Annotated in this window: 17 protein-coding genes and 1 CRISPR repeat array; of the genes, 12 read left to right on the top strand and 5 right to left on the bottom strand. The window is 37.7% G+C overall.

Annotated features, from left to right (window positions below; all coding sequences use genetic code 11):
- Positions 1 to 41: 41 nt before the first annotated feature.
- Genes IGL36_RS08715 through IGL36_RS08705 form a run of 3 tightly spaced genes read right to left on the bottom strand, consistent with a single transcriptional unit; the run spans position 42 to position 2,570 of the window.
- A complete protein-coding gene (locus tag IGL36_RS08715; RefSeq protein ID WP_002356954.1) occupies positions 42 to 968 on the bottom strand; it encodes a metal ABC transporter substrate-binding protein in 927 nt (308 codons plus the stop codon).
- Positions 955 to 1,824 carry a metal ABC transporter permease gene (locus IGL36_RS08710; protein ID WP_002369145.1) on the bottom strand — a complete coding sequence of 290 codons (870 nt, stop codon included), beginning with the start codon at positions 1,822 to 1,824 and terminating at the stop codon, positions 955 to 957. Before IGL36_RS08710 ends, IGL36_RS08715 begins: the two co-directional genes overlap by 14 nt.
- Complete coding sequence (locus IGL36_RS08705) at positions 1,821 to 2,570, bottom strand: metal ABC transporter ATP-binding protein (protein WP_002360005.1); 750 nt, start codon at positions 2,568 to 2,570, stop codon at positions 1,821 to 1,823. The genes IGL36_RS08710 and IGL36_RS08705 overlap by 4 nt, the downstream gene beginning before the upstream one ends.
- Positions 2,571 to 2,782: 212 nt before the next feature.
- On the opposite strand from IGL36_RS08705, the gene IGL36_RS08700 reads away from it, so the two are divergent.
- The 4 genes from IGL36_RS08700 (at position 2,783) to mnmA (ending at position 6,821) form a co-directional block, all read left to right on the top strand.
- Positions 2,783 to 3,757, top strand: a complete 975-nt coding sequence (locus tag IGL36_RS08700) for a ribose-phosphate diphosphokinase (RefSeq protein ID WP_002356957.1) — start codon at positions 2,783 to 2,785, stop codon at positions 3,755 to 3,757.
- Between the two features lie 156 nt (positions 3,758 to 3,913).
- Entirely contained in the window at positions 3,914 to 5,059 is a 1,146-nt protein-coding gene (locus tag IGL36_RS08695) for a cysteine desulfurase family protein (RefSeq protein ID WP_002356958.1), read from the top strand.
- A gap of 67 nt (positions 5,060 to 5,126) precedes the next feature.
- Complete coding sequence (locus IGL36_RS08690; protein WP_002356959.1) at positions 5,127 to 5,471, top strand: DUF1831 domain-containing protein; 345 nt, start codon at positions 5,127 to 5,129, stop codon at positions 5,469 to 5,471.
- 225 nt (positions 5,472 to 5,696) lie between these two features.
- Entirely contained in the window at positions 5,697 to 6,821 is a 1,125-nt protein-coding gene (gene mnmA / locus IGL36_RS08685; RefSeq protein WP_002398071.1) for a tRNA 2-thiouridine(34) synthase MnmA, read from the top strand.
- Positions 6,822 to 7,000: 179 nt separating this feature from the next.
- Here the strand turns inward: mnmA and IGL36_RS08680 are convergent, their stop codons facing one another.
- Both IGL36_RS08680 and IGL36_RS08675 read right to left on the bottom strand, forming a co-directional pair.
- The gene (locus tag IGL36_RS08680; protein WP_002356962.1) at positions 7,001 to 8,239 is read right to left on the bottom strand and encodes a multidrug efflux MFS transporter; all 1,239 of its coding nucleotides are present in this window, start codon (positions 8,237 to 8,239) and stop codon (positions 7,001 to 7,003) included.
- A gap of 16 nt (positions 8,240 to 8,255) precedes the next feature.
- A complete protein-coding gene (locus IGL36_RS08675) occupies positions 8,256 to 8,771 on the bottom strand; it encodes a YbhB/YbcL family Raf kinase inhibitor-like protein (protein WP_002425753.1) in 516 nt (171 codons plus the stop codon).
- A 132-nt stretch (positions 8,772 to 8,903) separates the two neighbouring features.
- Here IGL36_RS08675 and IGL36_RS08670 point away from each other — a divergent pair, with 132 nt between their 5' ends.
- From IGL36_RS08670 to cydC, 8 genes are all read left to right on the top strand, one after another.
- Positions 8,904 to 9,473: a TetR/AcrR family transcriptional regulator gene (locus IGL36_RS08670; RefSeq protein WP_002364252.1), complete on the top strand. Its 570-nt coding sequence runs from the start codon at positions 8,904 to 8,906 to the stop codon at positions 9,471 to 9,473.
- Positions 9,474 to 9,570: 97 nt separating this feature from the next.
- Positions 9,571 to 9,936, top strand: coding sequence for a DUF1033 family protein (locus IGL36_RS08665; protein WP_002356966.1), 366 nt, complete (start codon positions 9,571 to 9,573; stop codon positions 9,934 to 9,936).
- A 130-nt stretch (positions 9,937 to 10,066) separates the two neighbouring features.
- Complete coding sequence (locus IGL36_RS08660; RefSeq protein WP_002362072.1) at positions 10,067 to 12,148, top strand: DNA topoisomerase III; 2,082 nt, start codon at positions 10,067 to 10,069, stop codon at positions 12,146 to 12,148.
- Between the two features lie 84 nt (positions 12,149 to 12,232).
- Entirely contained in the window at positions 12,233 to 13,096 is an 864-nt protein-coding gene (locus IGL36_RS08655) for an AraC family transcriptional regulator (protein WP_002398073.1), read from the top strand.
- A 158-nt stretch (positions 13,097 to 13,254) separates the two neighbouring features.
- Positions 13,255 to 13,554: direct repeats of the CRISPR family, unit length 36 nt; unit sequence GTTTTAGAGTCATGTTGTTTAGAATGGTACCAAAAC.
- 472 nt (positions 13,555 to 14,026) lie between these two features.
- Positions 14,027 to 15,445, top strand: a complete 1,419-nt coding sequence (locus IGL36_RS08650) for a cytochrome ubiquinol oxidase subunit I (protein ID WP_002356974.1) — start codon at positions 14,027 to 14,029, stop codon at positions 15,443 to 15,445.
- Positions 15,442 to 16,455, top strand: coding sequence for a cytochrome d ubiquinol oxidase subunit II (cydB, locus tag IGL36_RS08645; protein WP_002356976.1), 1,014 nt, complete (start codon positions 15,442 to 15,444; stop codon positions 16,453 to 16,455). The genes IGL36_RS08650 and cydB overlap by 4 nt, the downstream gene beginning before the upstream one ends.
- 4 nt (positions 16,456 to 16,459) lie before the next feature.
- On the top strand, positions 16,460 to 18,193 hold the full coding sequence (cydD, locus tag IGL36_RS08640; protein WP_002364369.1) for a thiol reductant ABC exporter subunit CydD: 1,734 nt from the start codon (positions 16,460 to 16,462) through the stop codon (positions 18,191 to 18,193).
- The gene (gene cydC / locus IGL36_RS08635) at positions 18,190 to 19,956 is read left to right on the top strand and encodes a thiol reductant ABC exporter subunit CydC (protein ID WP_002364246.1); all 1,767 of its coding nucleotides are present in this window, start codon (positions 18,190 to 18,192) and stop codon (positions 19,954 to 19,956) included. Before cydD ends, cydC begins: the two co-directional genes overlap by 4 nt.
- Positions 19,957 to 19,999 lie beyond the last annotated feature (43 nt).

Here is a 19,999-nt window from a genome sequence, read left to right as displayed (position 1 = left end):
AAGTTGAGGGGGAGTCAACTTGGTTCTTTCTTCTTTATTATTTATTTACTCATTAAGCCATCATGGATTTTTGTTAAATTCCAGTTCATCATGCTGTAGTACGTATCGCCTTCTGTTCCTTCTTTGGCAAGGGAGTCTGTGAAAAGTGTATCGTAAATTGGTCGTTTCACTTCTTTTGAGACCCGTTCCATACTACGTTTATCGACACTGGTTTCAACAAATAACACAGGTGCTTTTGATTTCTTAATGGTATCAATAATCGTGGTCATTTGTTCAGGTGTTCCTTGACTTTCTGTGTTAATTTCCCAAATATAAGCGGCATTTAAATCATAAGCTTTGGAGAAATATTTAAAGGCACCTTCACTTGTAACTAATAATTTTTTATCATCAGGAATATCAGCAAATTTAGCTTTGGCTTCCTCATGTAGTTTGCTAAGTTTTTCGGTATAATTTTTCGCGTTTTCTGTATAGAAATCTTTATTTTTTGGATCTTTTTCTACTAACACGTCACGAATGTTTTCTACATATTTGATGCCATTTTCAATGTCTAACCAAGCATGCGGATCTTCTGTTTGTTCTTGACCGGCACTTGTTAAATATTGTGGCGTAACATTTTTGCTTGTAGAAAAGTAATCTTTATTCTCAACTTTTTTGGCCGTTTTCATTAATTTGTTAAACCAGCCATTTCCGCCTGTTTCTAAGTTCAAGCCGTTAAAGAATAAAATGTCCGCTTCAGAAGCTTTCGCAATGTCTTCTGGTAACGGTTCATATTCGTGAGGGTCTGTCCCAATTGGCACAATACTATGCAGCTCAATTTTGTCTTGCCCAACATTTTTCACTAAATCAGATAGGATCGAGTTCGTTGTCACAATTGCTAATTTTTCTTTCTTTTCAGCGGCTTGATTCCCGCAAGCAGCTAACGTTAACCCTGCTAAAAGTGTTAAAAAAAATAAACTAAATTTTTTCATTCGTTGATTCCTCCATTTCTTTCTCACGGTTTACAAATACTAGGCCTTTCTTTGGTGAGAAAAAGAAAGCCAATAAAAAGAATAAGGCGGCGGTTAAAACAATCGTCGCACCAGAAGCTAAGTTATAAGAATAACTGAAGAATAGGCCAATCACTGAACTTAAAATCCCAAAAGTAGAGGCTAAGCCAATCATTGTCGGTAAGTGATTTGTTAATAGATAAGCTGTTGCCGCTGGTGTAATCAGCATGGCAATGACTAAAATAGTTCCGACGGTTTGCAAAGAAGAAACAGCGACTAATGTTAGTAAAAACATCAATGCATAGTGGAAAAATTGAATATTTAAACCATAAGCCTGAGCCATTGTGGGATCAAAAGAAGTGAGTTGCAACTCTTTATAAAACAATGCCACAAAAATCAAAACAATCACGCCGACGACACAAGTAATTAAAATATCGGTATCTGCGACCGCTAATACATTTCCAAACAGAATATGATATAAATCGGTGGAACTTTTTGCAAAAGAGATAAAAATAATCCCTAAAGCAAAAAAAGAACTAAAGACAACACCAATGGCAGTATCATTTTTTAGTGGACTTTTTTGGGTAATAAAGCCGATCGATAATGCAGCTAGTAAGCCAAAAATAGAAGCGCCAAAAATATAATTGAAACCAAACATATAAGAAACAGCGACCCCTGGTAAAACAGCATGTGAAATCGCATCACCCATCAAAGACATCCCACGTAAAATAATGAATGAACCAATTACCCCTGAAATGAGTCCGACAATTACAGACGTCAAAAGGGCATTTTGTAAAAATTGATAACGGAATAAACCATCAATAAATGCAGCAATCATTTTGCAACCCCCTGTATTAATAAATCACCTAACAAATCACCGTATGCTTCTTGGAGCGTTTCTGCAGTAAACGTTTGTTCAACAGGACCCGCAGCAATTAGCCGGTTTTTCAAAACGATTAATTCATCAAAATAGTGGGATACTTTGTGCAAATCATGGTGAACAATGATAATCATTTTACCTTGATTTTTTAATGATTTAAGAATATCCATAATCACTTTTTCACTAGACATATCAATGCCGACGAAAGGTTCATCTAAAAAAATCACCTCAGCACCTTGGGCCAAAACACGGGCGATAAACACACGTTGTAATTGGCCACCAGAAAGTTCGCCAATCTGGCGTTGCGCATAGTCTTCTAATTGCACCATTTTTAATGCAGCCATGGCTGCTTGCTTTTCTTTCTTTCCTGGGCGTTTTAATAGTCCCAAGTTTGGATAGGTTCCTAGCAAGACCGTTTCAAAAACGCTAATTGGGAAACTAAGATCCAAGGCGCTACGTTGTTCTACATAGGCAATGGTTGTTTTTTGTTGGTCAATCGCTTGATTATTTAACAAAACATCACGTTCCTTTGTTTTAATCAAGCCTAATAACCCTTTAATAAATGTTGACTTTCCAGCACCATTTGGTCCGATAATTCCAGTAATTTTACCGGAGGGAATAGTAACGTGGATATTATTTAAAGCGGTCCGTCCTTGATATTGAACGGTTAACGCTTGAACAGCTAAGTTAAAGCTTTTTCTCATGAAATTCCTCCTTTTTAGGTTTGCCTTAAAATCAGTATAAGGGATAGTTTAAGAAAATGCAAATAATTTTTAGGTGCACCTAAATACAAGCGCTTTTTTCACAAAGAAAACCGTTTCTTTCAATAAATTAAGGAGGATCCCATGATTTTTATGACAAAAAATGGTAGAATATGAATGAAAACGACTATTATTTTATATTGACGGAGGATATCATGACCGAAAACTATCAAGATGACACCTTACGCATCTTCAGTTTAAATGCAAATCGACCACTTGCTGAAAAAATCGCAGCATCAGTAGGAACAGAATTAGGAAAAAGCACCGTGCGCCAATTTAGTGATGGCGAAATTCAAATTAATATTGAAGAAAGTATTCGTGGCGATCATGTCTACATCATCCAAGCAACGAATGCTCCTGTAAATGATCATTTGATGGAATTGCTTATTTTAATTGATGCATTAAAACGTGCTAGCGCAAAAACAATTAATGTTATTTTGCCTTACTATGGTTATGCTCGCCAAGACCGCACAGCGAAACCAAGAGAGCCCATTACTGCGAAATTAGTTGCTAATATGTTGGTAGAGGCAGGCGCAACACGTTTGTTAACATTAGACTTGCATACTGTTCAAGTCCAAGGATTTTTTGATATCCCAGTAGATAATTTATTTACAATGCCTTTGTTCGCTCATTATTATCGTCAACAAGCATTAGTAGGGGAAGAAATTGTGATTGTTTCGCCTAAAAACAGTGGCGTTCAACGCGCACGTAGTTTATCGGAGTACTTAGATGCGACCTTAGCAATTGTAGACCATGAAGAGATTGATGGGGTGCGTCAAGAAGGTTACGTTATTGGGAATGTCGCTGGGAAAAAATGTATTCTTGTTGATGACATTTTGAATACTGGTCAAACGTTAGCCACAGCGGCGGAAGTTTTAATGAAAAATGGTGCGCAAGAAGTATATGCTTGCGCCTCGCATGGTTTGTTATCAGAAGGCGCAAAAGCAACCTTAGAAAATGCGCCAATTAAGGAAATTAGTATTACTGACTCTGTTTATACGACAACAGACCGCCAACCAGCAACCTTGAATATTATTTCTTGCGCTGAGTTAATGGGGGAAGCGTTACTTCGTATTCATGAAAATAAACCAATGAGTCCATTATTCCGTTTAGAACCAAAAGGAGAATAAGTGATTCCTTAAACTAGAAATAGGTCTAACAACTTTAATAGTGTTGGGCCTATTTTTCTTATCTCTTTTATAAATAGAAGAGAAAGTATTCTGATTTTGTGTTTTAAGCTTTTTATGCTAGAATAACGCCAGAACATAAGGAAAGGGACGAGTCATTTGGAACCCATTTATTTAGATCATGCGGCAACAACACCGCTTCATCCAACGGTCATTCAAGCGATGACTGAAAATATGCAAACGACTTTTGGCAATCCATCAAGTATTCATCAGTTTGGACGAAAGGCACACGGTCTTCTGGAAGAAGTGCGTCAAACGATTGCCGAGAGCTTACAAGCCAAACCCCACGAAATTATTTTTAATAGTGGTGGCACAGAAGGGGATAACACAGCCATCTTGGCAGTTGCTTTTTCTCGTCAAAAGGAAGGAAAACATATTATTACTACGGCAATTGAACATCCCGCTGTGTTACGAACGATGGAATACTTAGAAACGTTAGGCTTTGAAGTGACTTACTTGCCTGTGAATGAAAATGGTCAGATTTCAATGGATCAATTCAAAAAGTCTTTACGCGAAGAAACGATCTTGGTTTCAATGATGTATGGCAATAATGAAATTGGAAATCGATTACCGATTGCTGAAGTTGGTGCAATTCTTAAAAATCATTCGGCGATTTTTCATACAGATGCCGTCCAAGCTTATGGAAGTGAAGTCATTTTACCTCATGAATTAGGGATCGACTTATTAAGTATTTCCGCTCATAAAATCAATGGTCCAAAAGGCGTAGGTTTTTTATTTAAAAGCGATGCAATCCAATTACCACCTCTTTTACATGGTGGGGAACAAGAAGAAAAACGACGTGCGGGCACGGAAAACTTAGCTGGAATTATTGGCATGGGTACTGCCGTTTCATTACTAACTTCTGCAGAAAAGCAAGCAAGAAAAACAGCCTATCAAAGTTTTCAAACGATTATTTTAAAAGCGTTAGAAGAAGCCAATATTGATTTTTCAATTAATGGTGAACCAACGAATCGTTTAGCGCATGTCTTAAATCTTCATTTAAAAGGAGTTCCCAGTGATTTGCTCTTAATGCATTTGGACTTAAGAGGTATTGCGATTTCAACAGGATCGGCTTGTACAGCGGGAACTGTGGATCCTTCGCACGTGTTGACAGCGATGTATGGAGAAAATTCCTCAGCTATTAAAGAATCAATCCGGATTAGTTTTGGCTACGGGAACACACCAGAAGAAATTGCGACTTTTTCTGAAGTACTAGTTGCAGTGATTCAACAATTGAAAAAATAATCTGATTGCGGCAGCTACAGGTTTTCGCTATAATGAAGATAACAATGAAAATAATGAGGTGGAACCCATGGCATTTACAACAACGGCTGCTGTTGAAGGCTCAACAGTTTTTTACAAAGTACATCCTAGTGCAAAACGCTATACATTAAAAGATAACGGCTTTACTGAAACAAAATCAGGGAACTTTCAATTGATTCGTTCCTTAGATCCAACGCCTCAGAGAAATGAAGGCTTCAAATTGAAAATTACGATCACTGCTGATCTAAAAGAGTTGAAAATGTCCATTACAACGGCAAATGGTTTAAAACCAATGAATATTTTCAAGAATGAACAACATGAAATGAGTAAAGAAAAATACTTTTTCTTAATGGATGGCTTAATTAGCCGTGGTGTATTAGAGAAAGTAGAATAATTTAGAGAAACCTGAAGAAACAAGTGAAAGTAGCTTGTTCCTTCAGGTTTTCTGTTTATTTGAAAGCAACAGCTTGTTGGCTGTGTCTTTGTTCCAAGTATTTTCTCATTATACGCCCGGCTTGCTTTACTTATTTCAAAAAAATAGTATAATGAAAAGCACTGAAAAGTTACGACCTTCAAATCGTGGATGATTTCAGAATCTAATTGAAATGATGGTGATAAAATGGCAGATAACAGCAAAACGCGTGTCGTGGTAGGCATGAGTGGCGGTGTCGATTCATCTGTCACAGCGTTGCTTTTAAAAGAGCAAGGCTATGATGTAATTGGGATCTTTATGAAAAATTGGGACGATACAGACGAAAATGGTGTCTGTACCGCAACTGAGGATTATAAAGATGTCGCAAAAGTAGCGGATCAAATTGGGATTCCGTATTATTCGGTCAATTTTGAAAAAGAATATTGGGACCGTGTGTTTGAATATTTTTTAGCAGAATATCGGTTAGGACGGACACCAAATCCAGATGTCATGTGTAATAAAGAAATTAAATTTAAAGCATTCCTAGATTATGCTATGCAACTAGGCGCTGACTATGTTGCAACTGGCCACTATGCGCAAGTAGAAACGGATGAAAATGGCGTAGTGCATATGTTACGTGGAATTGACAATAATAAAGACCAAACCTATTTTTTAAGCCAATTATCACAAGCCCAATTGGCAAAAACAATGTTTCCATTGGGTGGCATGGAAAAATCAGAAGTTCGTGCAATTGCTGAACGTGCTGGATTAGCCACAGCCAAGAAAAAAGACTCAACGGGCGTTTGTTTTATTGGTGAAAAGAATTTCAAAGAATTTTTGAGTAATTATTTACCAGCTAAAAAAGGCAACATGGTGACAGAAGATGGCGAAATCAAAGGACAACATGATGGTCTGATGTATTATACTATCGGTCAACGCCAAGGCTTAGGAATTGGTGGCGGCGGTAAAACACAAGAACCATGGTTTGTGATTGGGAAAGATTTAACCACCAATACATTATATGTGGGACAAGGATTTCACCATGAAAAACTATATGCAACACATTTAGAAGCTAGTGAGGTTCATTTTACTGTTGATACACCAATGCCAAAAGAGTTTGACTGTACGGCTAAATTCCGTTATCGTCAAGCAGATATTCCAGTGCATGTTTCCTTATCTGAAGATGGCACAAAAGCAACCGTTACGTTTAAGGAACCAGCGCGCGCAGTCACTCCAGGTCAAGCTGTTGTTTTTTATGATGGGATGGAATGCTTAGGGGGCGGCTTAATTGATCTCGCCTACCAAGATGAAAAAGAACTACAATACGTCTAAAAAGTTTCACGAGTTGTGAAACAAAAAGGATGAAGTTAACCAAAAGAAAAGCGGATATGCTGGTTATAAAACCAGTAAATATCCGCTTTTCTTTTTTGTTTTATATGCCTATTTTTTTTAAAATAAGAAAAAGAGAAAAATTAAAAATTCAAATTGTGGATAACTTTTCTGTGTATAACTTAGTCATCATTTTTCTCTTTTTTTAATTCGGCGGTGCTTCGACGAACCCATAGAAGGTTAATGAGAACCAGACAAGAAGTGGAAATAAAGACTCCACGATAACCGAAAGCGGCAGATACGCTTGAACCAATCATAGGACCAATCACATTTCCTGTCGCTTGGAAAGATTGATTGTAACTGAAAATACGACCTGCAGCGTCACTTGGGGAATAACGAGTGATCAACGTTTGAACAGCTGGTAGTAAACAGGCATCGGAAATCCCAACTAAGAAACGAAGCATGGCAAGCTGCCAGACATTTTGAACAAAGGCCATTGGTAGGTAAACGAAAATGGCTAAAATTAAGCCAATTGTCAAGATGCGTTCACTGCCAATACGATCGCCTAACCGGCCGAAACGAGGGGCGGCTATTAACGTTGCAATCCCTGGAATAGAAGCAATGACTCCGCTAATTAAGGTGACATTTCCGTGACCACCCAACAATTGTTGAATATATAAACTGATGATGGGACTAATTGAATTATTGGAAGCTTGAATGATTAATGTCGTAATAAACATTCCAAGAATCACGTGGGGATGTTCTAGTTTTTTTAAAATTTGTTTCCCAGATGCGGCTTGATTTTTTTCAATTGGCACAAACTCTTCATGGACAAAGACGAGACTCAAAACAAAAACGAGTAATAAAATCGTACCAGTAATGAAAAAGGTTGGCCGATAACCGAAAATAGACGCAGTGACACCGCCCAAAAGAGGACCAAGCAACGTGCCGGTAACAGAACCAGTGGCTAAAGTACCAAGCACTTGACCGCTTTTTTCCTTAGGTGTGCCTGTAGCAACTAACGCAGTCGCATTACTGATATAACCAGAAAAAACACCTTGTAATAAGCGTAAGCCAATCAATTGATAAACACTTGTGACTGCGCCCATTAAACTAATGACGATAGCCATCCCTAATGAAGCGCGTAATAACATTAACTTGCGTCCTTTTCGGTCGGCTAAACGGCCCCACCAAGGTGAAACAATGGTTGTGACTAAAAAAGTGGAAGAGAACGTGATTCCGCTCCAAAAATTCAATTGTTGGTGGGTAAAAGTACCTAATGTGTTGATATAAAGAGGCATGAATGGCATCACTAAGCTAAAGCCAATACCAGCCATAAATGTGCCAAACCATAAAACAAGCAGATTTTTTTCCCAAGGTTGTCTTGGACGGAAAATTTTACTTTTAATTAATTCATACATTCTATTTCCTCACTTTCTAGTAAAGAAATTCAAATTTGGCTTTGGCGAGTCGTTGATCATTCAATGCTTGATGCAATTCATTCGCAAAAAAGCCTTCTTTTAAATTTAGTGGATTTTTTGTAGCGTATACATATAACGTATAGATGTGCACACCAGAGCGAGGGCTTAACCCCAGATAACGTTCGGTTAACTCAGGTAACGTTTCAGTGGCAAGCGCAGGAATCATCTGTTTCCCCAAAGGAGAAGCAAGACTATTTTTTCCTTGAATGGTAGGCTTGAGTGCTGTTCGACTAAAGTCTTCAGGAATCTCATTGGTTACAGGAACATTGGCAGCTAACCAATGAATAAAAGGGAAACCAATTAGAGGAATCGTGTCATAATCAATTAATTCCCAGGATAAATAACGGGCTTCTTTAGGAATGGCCGCTAAAGAAATAGGAAAAGATAAAATAGGACGTTCGTGTAATAAAAATTCTGCACTGGTTCGTTTGCCATAACGATCGGCCAAATGAGAACGGTTGGTAATATGCATGCCAAACAGCCTTCTTTCAAAAATGATGTTTACAAATTATTATTATAAACTATAATTTATAGTTTAAAAAGAGTCAATAGATATGATAAACTAATACTTGTCCAAAATTTAAGAATTGGAGGCGTCAGAAAGATGGCAAAAAAACGGAATTTAACGAAAGCCAAAATCCTTGAAAGTGCCCGCAACCTAGCGGAAGAATTGGGCGTTCAACAATTAACCTTTCAAAATTTAGCCGTTGATTTAGGCATCAAGTATCCTTCACTCTATAATCACTTTAAAAATATTGCTGAAGTAAAAAATGCTCTAGTGGACTTGTTAATTCAAGAATTAAATGATGCATTGCGAAGAGCCTTAGTGGGTAAGAGTGGCGCAGAAGCAATTCGGATATATGCTGAAACGTACCAACAATTTGCTTTTGAAAATTCTGCAGTCTATGAATTACTTATCAGTGTGCCGAAAACGCAAAACCAACAATTAATTGAAGGCATCCATGAAACCAATCAAATTATTTTACAACTTTTAGCTTTTTATCCATTTAATAATGAAGAACGACTGCATAAAAGTCGAGAATTACGTAGCTTAATCCATGGTTATATTACCTTACGTTTTTTAGGTTATTTTCAACGCGAAGAAGCCACGCCGGAAGAAAGTTATCGTCGCATGATTGAAGATTTTATTGCTTCTTTAGAAGTGGCAAGATAAAATAAATTTCAAAAATTTCTCAGTCCGAAACCAAATCCTTGCAACTTTTTCAGAAAGTGACTATGATACCTACAGTAGCAAAAAAAGGAGCGGTTCAATGTATCAAGTAATTACAATGTATGGCGACAATGAACCTTGGTGGTTTTTTGATGATTGGCAAGAGGACATTGTTCAAGAAAAAACCTTCGATAACTTGACCGATGCAGAGACATATTATGTGGAAGTTTGGCAAAAACTTTCTCAGAATTATACATACGTCAACACAAAGCCTAACTATTTAACGGCTTTCTGGAATGATGGGGAAGAACGCTGGTGTGAAGAATGCGATGAAGATTTACAACAATACTTCGGTTTAGCATTACTAGAAAATCATCATGCGGTTACTTTTGAAAATAAAGCTGAGTTTACCACAATATCCAATCATTTTGGCAAAACAAAATTCTGCAAACGGAAAGTTATTTGAAACGCATGAGTTTAAAGAAAAACCTCAGGGAATTTTCTTTAAACTCTTTTTCTATTCTCGGAATTTAGAGAAAATCGAGCTAATATTTGGTATAATACGAAAAGATAGCACTCAAAAAGGAGCGAAACTAGTGGTTGCAAAACAATTAATTATTGCTGAAAAACCTAGCGTAGCAAAAGATTTAAGCCGCGTTTTAGGAGCAAATCAAAAAAATAAGAATTATTATGAAGGACCCAACGTGATTGTCACATGGGCTTTAGGCCATCTCTTAGGACTAAAAATGCCAGAAGATTTAAACAAAGAATGGCAAACGTGGCAAATGGAAACTTTACCGATGATTCCTAAGAATTTAGGGATTAAACCGTTACCGAAAACGGGACATCAATTAAAAGCGATTAAACAATTAGCCAATCGTAAAGATGTTTCTGAAGCCGTGATTGCCACCGATGCTGGTCGTGAAGGTGAATTAGTAGCCCGCTGGATTTTAGAATATGTCCGTTTTAACAAACCAGTCAAACGCTTATGGATTTCATCTCAAACAGACAAAGCCATTAAAGACGGGTTTAAGAAAATTCGCCCAGCGAAAGACTACGATAATTTGTATTACTCTGCCTTGGCGCGCGCAAAAGCTGACTGGTTAGTTGGGCTAAACGTCACACGGGCCTTGACAGTGAAATATCAAGATAACTTATCCGCAGGTCGTGTTCAAACACCAACTTTAGCAATGGTGCGCCAACAAGAAAAAACGATTGAACAATTTAAGCCTCAAACTTATTTTACTATCTCGTTATCTGTTGAATCAGAAAAAGCAAAGATGACCCAAAAAAATCCATACGCTTTAAAAGAACGGCAGGAAGCAGAACAATTAGTCAAAGAACTCTCAAAACAAAAGGGCTTAGTTACCGATATCCAAGAAAAAGTTAAAACAGAAAACGCGCCGTTACCGTATGATCTAACCGAAATCCAGCGTGAAGCCAACCAGCGATTCCAATTTTCTGCAAAGAAAACGTTGTCTCTTGTACAAAGTTTATACGAAACCCATAAAATTGTTTCCTATCCTCGAACTGACAGCAAATATCTAACAACGGATATGAAAGGAACGATGAAAGAACGACTTCAAGCCATTGCTGATTTTTCACCTGAAGTGAAAGGCTACCTTAAAAATGGGGCTGTTGTTAAACAACAAAAAGTTTTCCAAAATGCAAAAGTCACGGATCACCATGGGTTGATTCCAACTGAACAACGTCCTCGTTATGAAAAGCTAAGTAATGATGAACAAAAAATCTATCAAATGATTGTTCAACGATTCTTAGGTTTGTTTGCTGAGCCAAATCAAACCAAACAAACAAAAGTTACAGTCGCTTTTGGAAAAGAAACATTTGTCTTTCATCAAAATAAAGTAGTTGTTGCTGGCTGGAAAACAACAGCCGAACAGCCGCTATCCACTGTCCAATGGCAAAAAGGCATGACCGTTGCGCCAAACTTTACCATTAACAAAGAATTAACGTCGCCGCCAAAACCATTAACCGAAGGAACGTTGTTAGGAAAAATGGAGAAACACAGTTTAGGCACACCGGCAACGCGAGCTGAAATTATTGAAAAACTGATTAAATCAGAATTGATGGAACGAACCAATAGCGGTTTAAGTGTCTCTGCCAAAGGAAAGCAACTATTAGACTTGGTGAATCCATCACTTGTGACACCTGAACTAACGGAAAAATGGGAAAAGTCGCTCGAAGCAATCGCTTCGGGTCAACAAAAGAGTCAACTTTTCTTAAAGGATATTGAAGAGGATACGAAAAAATTAGTCCGTGAAATTAAACAAAGCGAGAAAAAATATCAAGATTTTTCCATTACGCAAAAAAAATGTCCAGATTGTGGCTCAAACTTACGGGAAAAAAATACGAAAGATGGGAAGATTTACGTTTGTACAAACCAAGAATGTTCTTATCGTCGGCGAAAAGATCCTAAAGTATCCAATCACCGTTGCCCACAATGCCATAAAAAAATGGTCATCATAGAAGGAAAAAATGGTCGTTCTTTCAAATGTAAATTCTGTTCGATTACTGAAAAAATTCCCGATAAAAAAGAACGAAAACAAAAAATGACTAAACATGAAGAACGTCGTTTGATGAAAAAATATTCACAACCAGACGAACCAGAAGAAAGTGCTTTAGCACAGGCCTTAAAAGCCGCTATGAATCAAGAGTAGCGACTTGACGAATGTTGGCTCTAAATAATCAAGTCATCCTTGTTGGTCTTTAGTAAACTTTCAAATAGAAAGAGAGGGACACGGATGCTCGCAAATTTGAATCAAGCAATGGATTATATTGAAGAACATTTAACGGAAGAAGTATCCTTCGATGAATTGGCGAAAAAGACAGGGATTTCTGTTTACCATTTTAAACGAACTTTTTCGTTTATTGCGGGGATGAGTCTGGCTGAGTATATTAAAAAGAGACGTTTGGCGGAAGCAAATTTAGCATTACTTGCTGGTGAAAAAGTGACAGATGTAGCTTTTAAATATGGTTATCAAAGTATTGAAGGATTCTCAAGAGCCTTTCGCGATTGGTCAGGACAAGCCCCTTCTGAAGTAATGAAAACACAAATCCAAAAAACGTTCCCTAAATTCTCTTTCTATATTGATATTAAAGGAGGACAATCAATGGATGTTAAATTGATTGAAAAACCAGCGTTTCAAATAGTCGGAGTTAGTCAGAAGGTTCCCTTGCAGTATCAAGGGGAAAATCAAGCAATCATGGAATTAGCACAGCGCATTACACCACAACAACGAGCGGAAATGCATACATTTGATGATGTATATCCTTATCAAGTAGTAAATGCTTCTTTTGACTTTCAAGAGGGACGAACAACAGAAGGTGGAGAAATGACACACATGATTGGCTTTGCCACTTCGCAAGAAAATACCTATGAAGATTTGGAGCAACTAAGCGTACCTGCTCATACATGGGCGGTTTTTCCAAATGAAGGTCCTTTCCCTCAAACTTTACAAGAAACCTGGGCAAGGATATTCTCTGAATGGTTGCCTTCATCTGGTTACCAAGTCGTTGCAGCACCAGAAATTTCGTTTACGCAATATCAAGGACCAGCAGAAGCTAAGTATAGTGAAATCTGGCTCGCTGTTACAGCTACTAAATAAAGAAAACCCACCATTGAATAATGGTGGGTTTTTCCGCCAAGAAGGAGAAAGTTTGGTATAATAAACGTGAAGAAAAAATTCAGACCTTCTAAACTGAAATCTAGCTATGGATAAGTGATGCGAATACGGAATCATGGAGAAAAAAATAATTCTCCGAGGTTTTAGAGTCATGTTGTTTAGAATGGTACCAAAACCCTATTATAATTAGTAGGGGTATCATGATCGTTTTAGAGTCATGTTGTTTAGAATGGTACCAAAACCTGCTCTATATAAAGGATATTATTTGGCTTGTTTTAGAGTCATGTTGTTTAGAATGGTACCAAAACGAAAAAATCAAAGAAAAAGCGGCAGAAGTTGTTTTAGAGTCATGTTGTTTAGAATGGTACCAAAACTCTAGAAGAATATAGAGCTACTAAAAACAAGTTTTAGAGTCATGTTGTTTAGAATGGTACCAAAACACCAGAAAGAGTTTTACGATACTATGATGAGTTTTATAGCCATGTTGTTAAAAAATAAACTATCACCACAAGCAATCCGTAATTTTCATCACAAGATTAGAATTTTTATCATCAAAGACGAGCTGCTTCGATTTTCGAAAACTAATCAAGTGATAAGTCAAAATGTTGATAGATTGAGATTAGTTCTTCCTTTTTTTAGGAAGGGCTTTTTTTATTGATAGAAGAAAGGGAAGAAATCTTGGTAGCACCTAAAAAAATTGTGAGAAATGCTTCTGTATTGTTTGGTTTCTGCCTCAGAAAGTTGTATACTTAGATTGGAATTATTCTATATTACATGCATTTTCACACTTTTTGGAAAAGTTCACTTGAATTTTCTTTTAGTTTCGTAGATAAAAGGAGTCATCGCTAATGGAAATGAACAATTCAGGTAAGCTTGTTTCTTTGTGTGGAGGCAAATCAGGGAGGAAATAATATGTTTGATATTGTAACATTGGCGAGAATCCAATTTGCGATGACAACAGTTTTCCACTTTTTCTTCGTACCGTTTTCAATAGGATTAGCACTTGTTGTAGCAATTATGGAAACAATGTACGTTGTGAAAAAAGAGGAACGTTATCGTAAAATGGCCAAGTTTTGGGGAAATATATTCCTATTAAGCTTCGCTGTTGGGGTTGTAACCGGGATTATTCAAGAATTTCAGTTTGGGATGAACTGGTCTGATTATTCTCGATTCGTCGGAGATATTTTTGGGGCACCGTTGGCGGTAGAAGCGCTCTTAGCTTTCTTCTTAGAGTCAACATTCTTAGGTTTATGGATCTTTACTTGGGATAAAATGAATCCAAAAGTTCACGTAACCTTTATCTGGTTAGTCGTATTCGGTTCAATGATGTCTGCTTTCTGGATTTTAGTTGCCAATAGTTTTATGCAACATCCAGTAGGTTATGTCATCAATAATGGCCGTGCTGAAATGGTGGATTTTGTAGCTGTCATCAGCAATCCAAAAGTTTGGTATGAATTTTCACACGTTATCATGGGCGCCTTTACATTGGGCGGCATGGCAGTAGCTGGTATGGCTGCTTTCCAATTGTTGAAAAAACGGGATATTTCATTCCACAAAGCATCTATGCGCATTGGCTTATGGGTTACTTTGTTCGGTTCAATCGGCGTTTTATTAGCTGGCGACTTGCAAATGAAAGCTCTAATTGAAGGACAACCAATGAAATTTGCGGCGATGGAAGGGGCCTATGAAGACTCTGATGATCCTGCTGCTTGGACATTGATTGCTTGGGCAGATGAACGAGAACATAAACAAGTTTTTGGTATCGATATTCCATATATGCTAAGTATTTTATCGTATAACAAATTATCAGGTTCGGTTGATGGGATGGATACAGTCAACAAACGCTTGGTAGAAAAATATGGGGATGATAAAAATTATTATCCACCAGTTAACACTTTATTCTGGAGCTTCCGTATTATGGCTGGTTTTGGTGCCTTAATGTTATTGGTTGCTGCCTTAGGACTATTCTTTACAAGGAAGAAAAAACCATCGCTGTACGAGAAGAAATGGATGCTGTGGATTGTTGCTTTATGTACGTTCGCACCATTCCTTGCGAATACAACAGGTTGGTTAGTCACTGAATTAGGTCGTTATCCGTGGACTGTCTATGGATTATTTACGATTGAACAAAGTGTTTCACCAAATGTATCGGTTGCTTCATTAATTACGTCAAATGTCATTTATTTCTTATTATTTGCTGGTTTAGGTAGTGTCATGGTTTACTTGGTCATTTTAGAATTACGTAAAGGACCAGACTATGAAGCGAAAAAATTAGCGAAAGAAAATGAACCAGCGTTGGATCCATTTGATAAGGGGGTATTTGGCGAATGAGTACACTACAATTATTATGGTTTGTCCTTATCGGCGTCTTGTTCTCAGGTTTCTTCTTCTTAGAAGGATTTGACTTTGGTGTTGGAATGGCCGTTCAAACGTTGGCACACAATGACGACGAAAAAGATCAAGTCGTTGCAACAATTGGACCTGTTTGGGACGGAAACGAAGTTTGGCTATTAACAGCGGGCGGCGCAATGTTTGCCTCTTTCCCATATTGGTATGCTTCATTATTTAGTGGCTACTATTTAATTCTATTTACGATTTTATTTGGCTTAATTATTCGCGGAGTTTCCTTTGAATTCCGCCACAACATGCCGGAAGGTAAACGTCGTCGGATGTGGAACTGGACGCTATCAATTGGTAGTTTCCTTGTACCGTTCTTCTTTGGTATTTTGTTTATCAGCTTAGTCCAAGGGATGCCTTTAGATGCAAACGGCAATATGCATGCGCAATTTACGGATTATTTTAATCTGTTTTCAATTGTTGGTGGAGTAGCCTTAACATTACTTTGCTACTTACACGGCATGAACTATATTGCTTTAAAAACAGAAGGCCCAATTCGCGAACGTGCTCGAAATTATGCAGAAATCTTATACGGCGTTTTATATGTTGGTTTAGTTGTTTTTGCAGTGTTGATGTACTTCAAAACGGACTTTTATGAAAAGAACTTTGCGGTCACTTTAATTTTAACGTTAGCAATTGTGGTCTTAACGGTTATTGCCAATGTTGGGGTGTTTAAACGCAAAGAGATGTTAGCTTTTCTAGCGAGTGGTTTAACATTAGTTGTACTAGTTGCTCTCTTGTTCAGTGGCTTGTTCCCACGTGTTATGATTGGTAGTGAAGGTTTTGATTTGTTGATTAAAGATGCAACAAGCACACCATATACACTAAAAATTATGACGTGGATTTCTTTAAGCATTTTACCATTCGTGTTAGCTTATACTGCTTGGTCCTATTATATTTTCAGAAAACGTATTTCACAGACAGCCGTACCAGAGGGGTATTAAATCTATGATTGATAAAGACATCTTACAGATGCCTAAAATCAAAAAAATTCTTGTCTTGCTTGCAGGTTTTTCTTTCCTGCAAGCAGTCTTTATAATTGGGCAAGCTTTTTTTCTTTCAAAAGCCATTGTCGGCCTTTGGAGTGGCGGGCATCTTAACCAACAACTACAGAGTATTTTACTCTTTTTTATTTTTTATCTTGGTCGACATGTTATTACGTATTTTCGTGAGAGAATGCTCGATACATTTAGTTATGAACGCTCGAAAGAATTACGCGAACAATTATTAACCAAAATTTTCCGTTTGGGGCCAAATGTTGTTCAAAAAAATGGAACTGGAAATATGGTTACCATGGCTTTAGAAGGCATCAGTCAAACCGAAAATTATTTACAATTGATTTTGACAAAAATGATGAATATGATGATTATTCCTTGGATTATTTTGGCCTTTGTTTTTACACAAGATATTCGTTCAGGCGTAACATTGCTGATTGTTTTTCCGATTATTATTATTTTTATGATTGTGTTAGGTTATGCAGCACAAAGTAAAGCGGACAAGCAATATGCGGCGTTTCAAATGCTTTCCAATCATTTTATTGATTCCTTACGAGGAATTGACACGCTGAAACTGTTTGGGTTGAGTAAAAAATATGCTGGGAGTATTTACCATACAAGTGAACGATTCAGAAAAGCGACCATGAGTACATTGAAAATTGCTATTTTATCAACCTTTGCGTTAGACTTTTTTACGACATTATCGGTAGCTGTTGTGGCAGTTTTCCTTGGATTAAGTTTATTAAACGGCACGATTTTATTATTTCCTGCCTTAGTTACTTTAATTTTAGCACCTGAGTTCTTTTTACCGATTCGTGATTTTTCAAGTGATTATCACGCGACCTTAGATGGAAAAAACTCTTTTCAAGCGATCCAAGCGGTATTAGCATTGCCAGAAGCAGAACAGACCGATGTGCTCACGTTAGATGATTGGCATCAAGAAAGTCAGTTGTCAGTCACAGCGTTAAATTTTTCCTATGAAGATGCAACGCAAGAAGCGATTCAATCGTTACAATTCTCTGTTGATGGTCGCAAAAAGATTGGAATTATCGGGGCGAGTGGTTCTGGTAAGTCAACGTTAATTAATTTATTAAGTGGCTTTTTATTACCAACAGAAGAAACGAGTCAATTGGCGATAAATGGTCAAACGATTCCACATTTTTTACAAAAAGACTGGCAAAAACAAATCCTTTATATTCCGCAAGCACCATATATTTTCCAAGATACTTTGGCAAACAATATTCGCTTTTATACACCTGAAGCAACAGATGAGGCGATTCAGCAAGCGATTCAGTTAGTTGGCTTAGACGAGCTGGTTAAAGATCTTCCCGAAGGAATTCATACCTTGATTGGGGAAAGTGGTCGAATGTTAAGTGGGGGACAAGCGCAACGAGTAGCGTTGGCCCGCGCCTTTGTCGATCAAAAACGCCACGTCTTGCTGTTTGATGAGCCGACAGCGCATTTGGATATTGAAACAGAAGTTGAAATGAAAGAGCGCATGTTGCCATTAATGAACAATCATCTTGTCTTCTTTGCGACACATCGTCTGCATTGGATGGAAGAAATGGATTACATTTTAGTGATGGAAAAAGGTCAATTAGTGGAACAAGGAACGCTAGCAGAGTTGATTGAAAAAGATGGCTACTATGTTCAATTAATGAAGCAAATGAGAGGAGGACGCCAATGATGGAAAAACAGCCGACAACGAAAGACGTTTGGAAAAACGATCAATGGGTTCGTCCTTTCTTAAAACGCTATAAAAAAACCTTGTATTTTGCCTTACTTTTAGGCTTCTTGACGTTCTTTAGCGCAGGGGCATTAATGTTTACGTCTGGTTACTTAATCAGTCGTGCGGCTTCCTTACCAGAGAATATTTTATTAATTTATATTCCCATTGTTTTAACAAGAGCATTCGGGATTGGCCGTCCTGTTTTTCGTTATGTGGAGCGTCTAACGAGTCATAACTGGGTGTTAAAAATGACCTCTGATCTGCGCTTGAAACTTTATAATGTACTAGAAAAAGATGCGATTTTCTTTAAGACAAAATATCGCACTGGGGATATCTTAGGTTTGCTTTCGGAGGATATTAATCATATCCAAAACTTGTATTTACGAACGATTTTCCCAACCGTTATTGCTTGGATTTTGTATATCTTTTTAGTGATTGCGTTAGGTTTCTTTTCTTGGTGGTTTGCTTTATGCATGTTACTGATGTTAGGAGTGGTTGTTTTTCTATTGCCACTTGTTTCAGTTCTAGTGAATGGTGCGCGTCAAGAAAAACATAAATATGCCAAAAATGAGTTATATCAAACACTAACCGACAATATTCTAGGTGTGTCTGATTGGGTATTTAGTCAACGTGGCTCTGAATTCGTTGCTCGTTATGAAACAGATGAAGCGAATGTTCGTGCATTAGATGAAAAAATGAAGCAATTTAACCGTGGCCGAGACTTTGTTTTACAACTTCTGTTTGGCGTGATTGCGATTGCTGTCTTAGCTTGGACTAGTGTGCGGTTTCCAGGTAATCATGGGGGCGCAGCCAATTGGATTGGTGCCTTTGTTTTAACCGTTTTTCCGTTAATTGATGCCTTTGCTCCGCTACCTGCTGCAGCACAGGAAACAACGATTTATAAGGATTCCATTCGTCGTTTTAATGAGCTTCCTGAAGGGGAAGATGACTCAACAGAAGCGCCTGTTCAGCCAAATGGCACCAGTTTATCGATAGAACATTTGTCTTTTGCATATGAAAATCAAGAGAAAAAGGTATTAAATGACTTATCGTTAACAATTCCTGAAAAACAAAAATTAGCGATTTTAGGGCGCAGTGGTTCCGGAAAGAGTACGTTGGCTTCGCTCATTCGTGGTGATTTACGGCCTACTTCGGGAGAAATCCTTTTAGGAAATATCCCAACTGAGGCATTTGGTGAGACGATGACTGAATATATTGGGGTTATGCATCAAGCACCGTACCTATTTCGAACAACCATTTTAAATAATATTCGGATTGGTAGAGAAGAAGCAAGCGAAGCAGAAGTTTGGGCGGTTTTAGAAAAAGTTGGCTTAAAAGAAATGGTTGCCCAATTACCAGAAGGTTTACAAACAATGGTGGATGAAGCAGGTTTACGTTTTTCTGGTGGCGAACGACATCGCTTGGCGCTAGCGCGGATTCTTTTGCAAGATACACCGATTGTGTTATTAGACGAACCAACTACTGGTTTAGATCCAATTACAGAACAGCAATTGCTGGAAACCTTTTTTGAGGCATTAAAAGATAAAACCGTCATCTGGATTACCCACCATTTGCAAGGCGTAACTTTGATGGATCAAGTGATCTTTATTGAAGATGGCCAATTAGAGATGAGTGGTACGCCAGAAGAATTACTTGCAACCAATGCGCATTATCAAAAACTTTACCGAATTGATCGTGGCATTAGTTCTTTCGAGGAATAAAAAAACGACTGGTTGTTGATTAAAGCAAACAATCAGTCGTTTT

Origin of the sequence: Enterococcus sp. AZ011, assembly GCF_050548355.1 — a bacterium.
GTDB lineage: Bacteria > Bacillota > Bacilli > Lactobacillales > Enterococcaceae > Enterococcus > Enterococcus faecalis.
The sequence above is the reverse complement of the archived record's forward strand: the minus strand, read 5'-3'. Positions and strand labels throughout refer to the sequence as shown.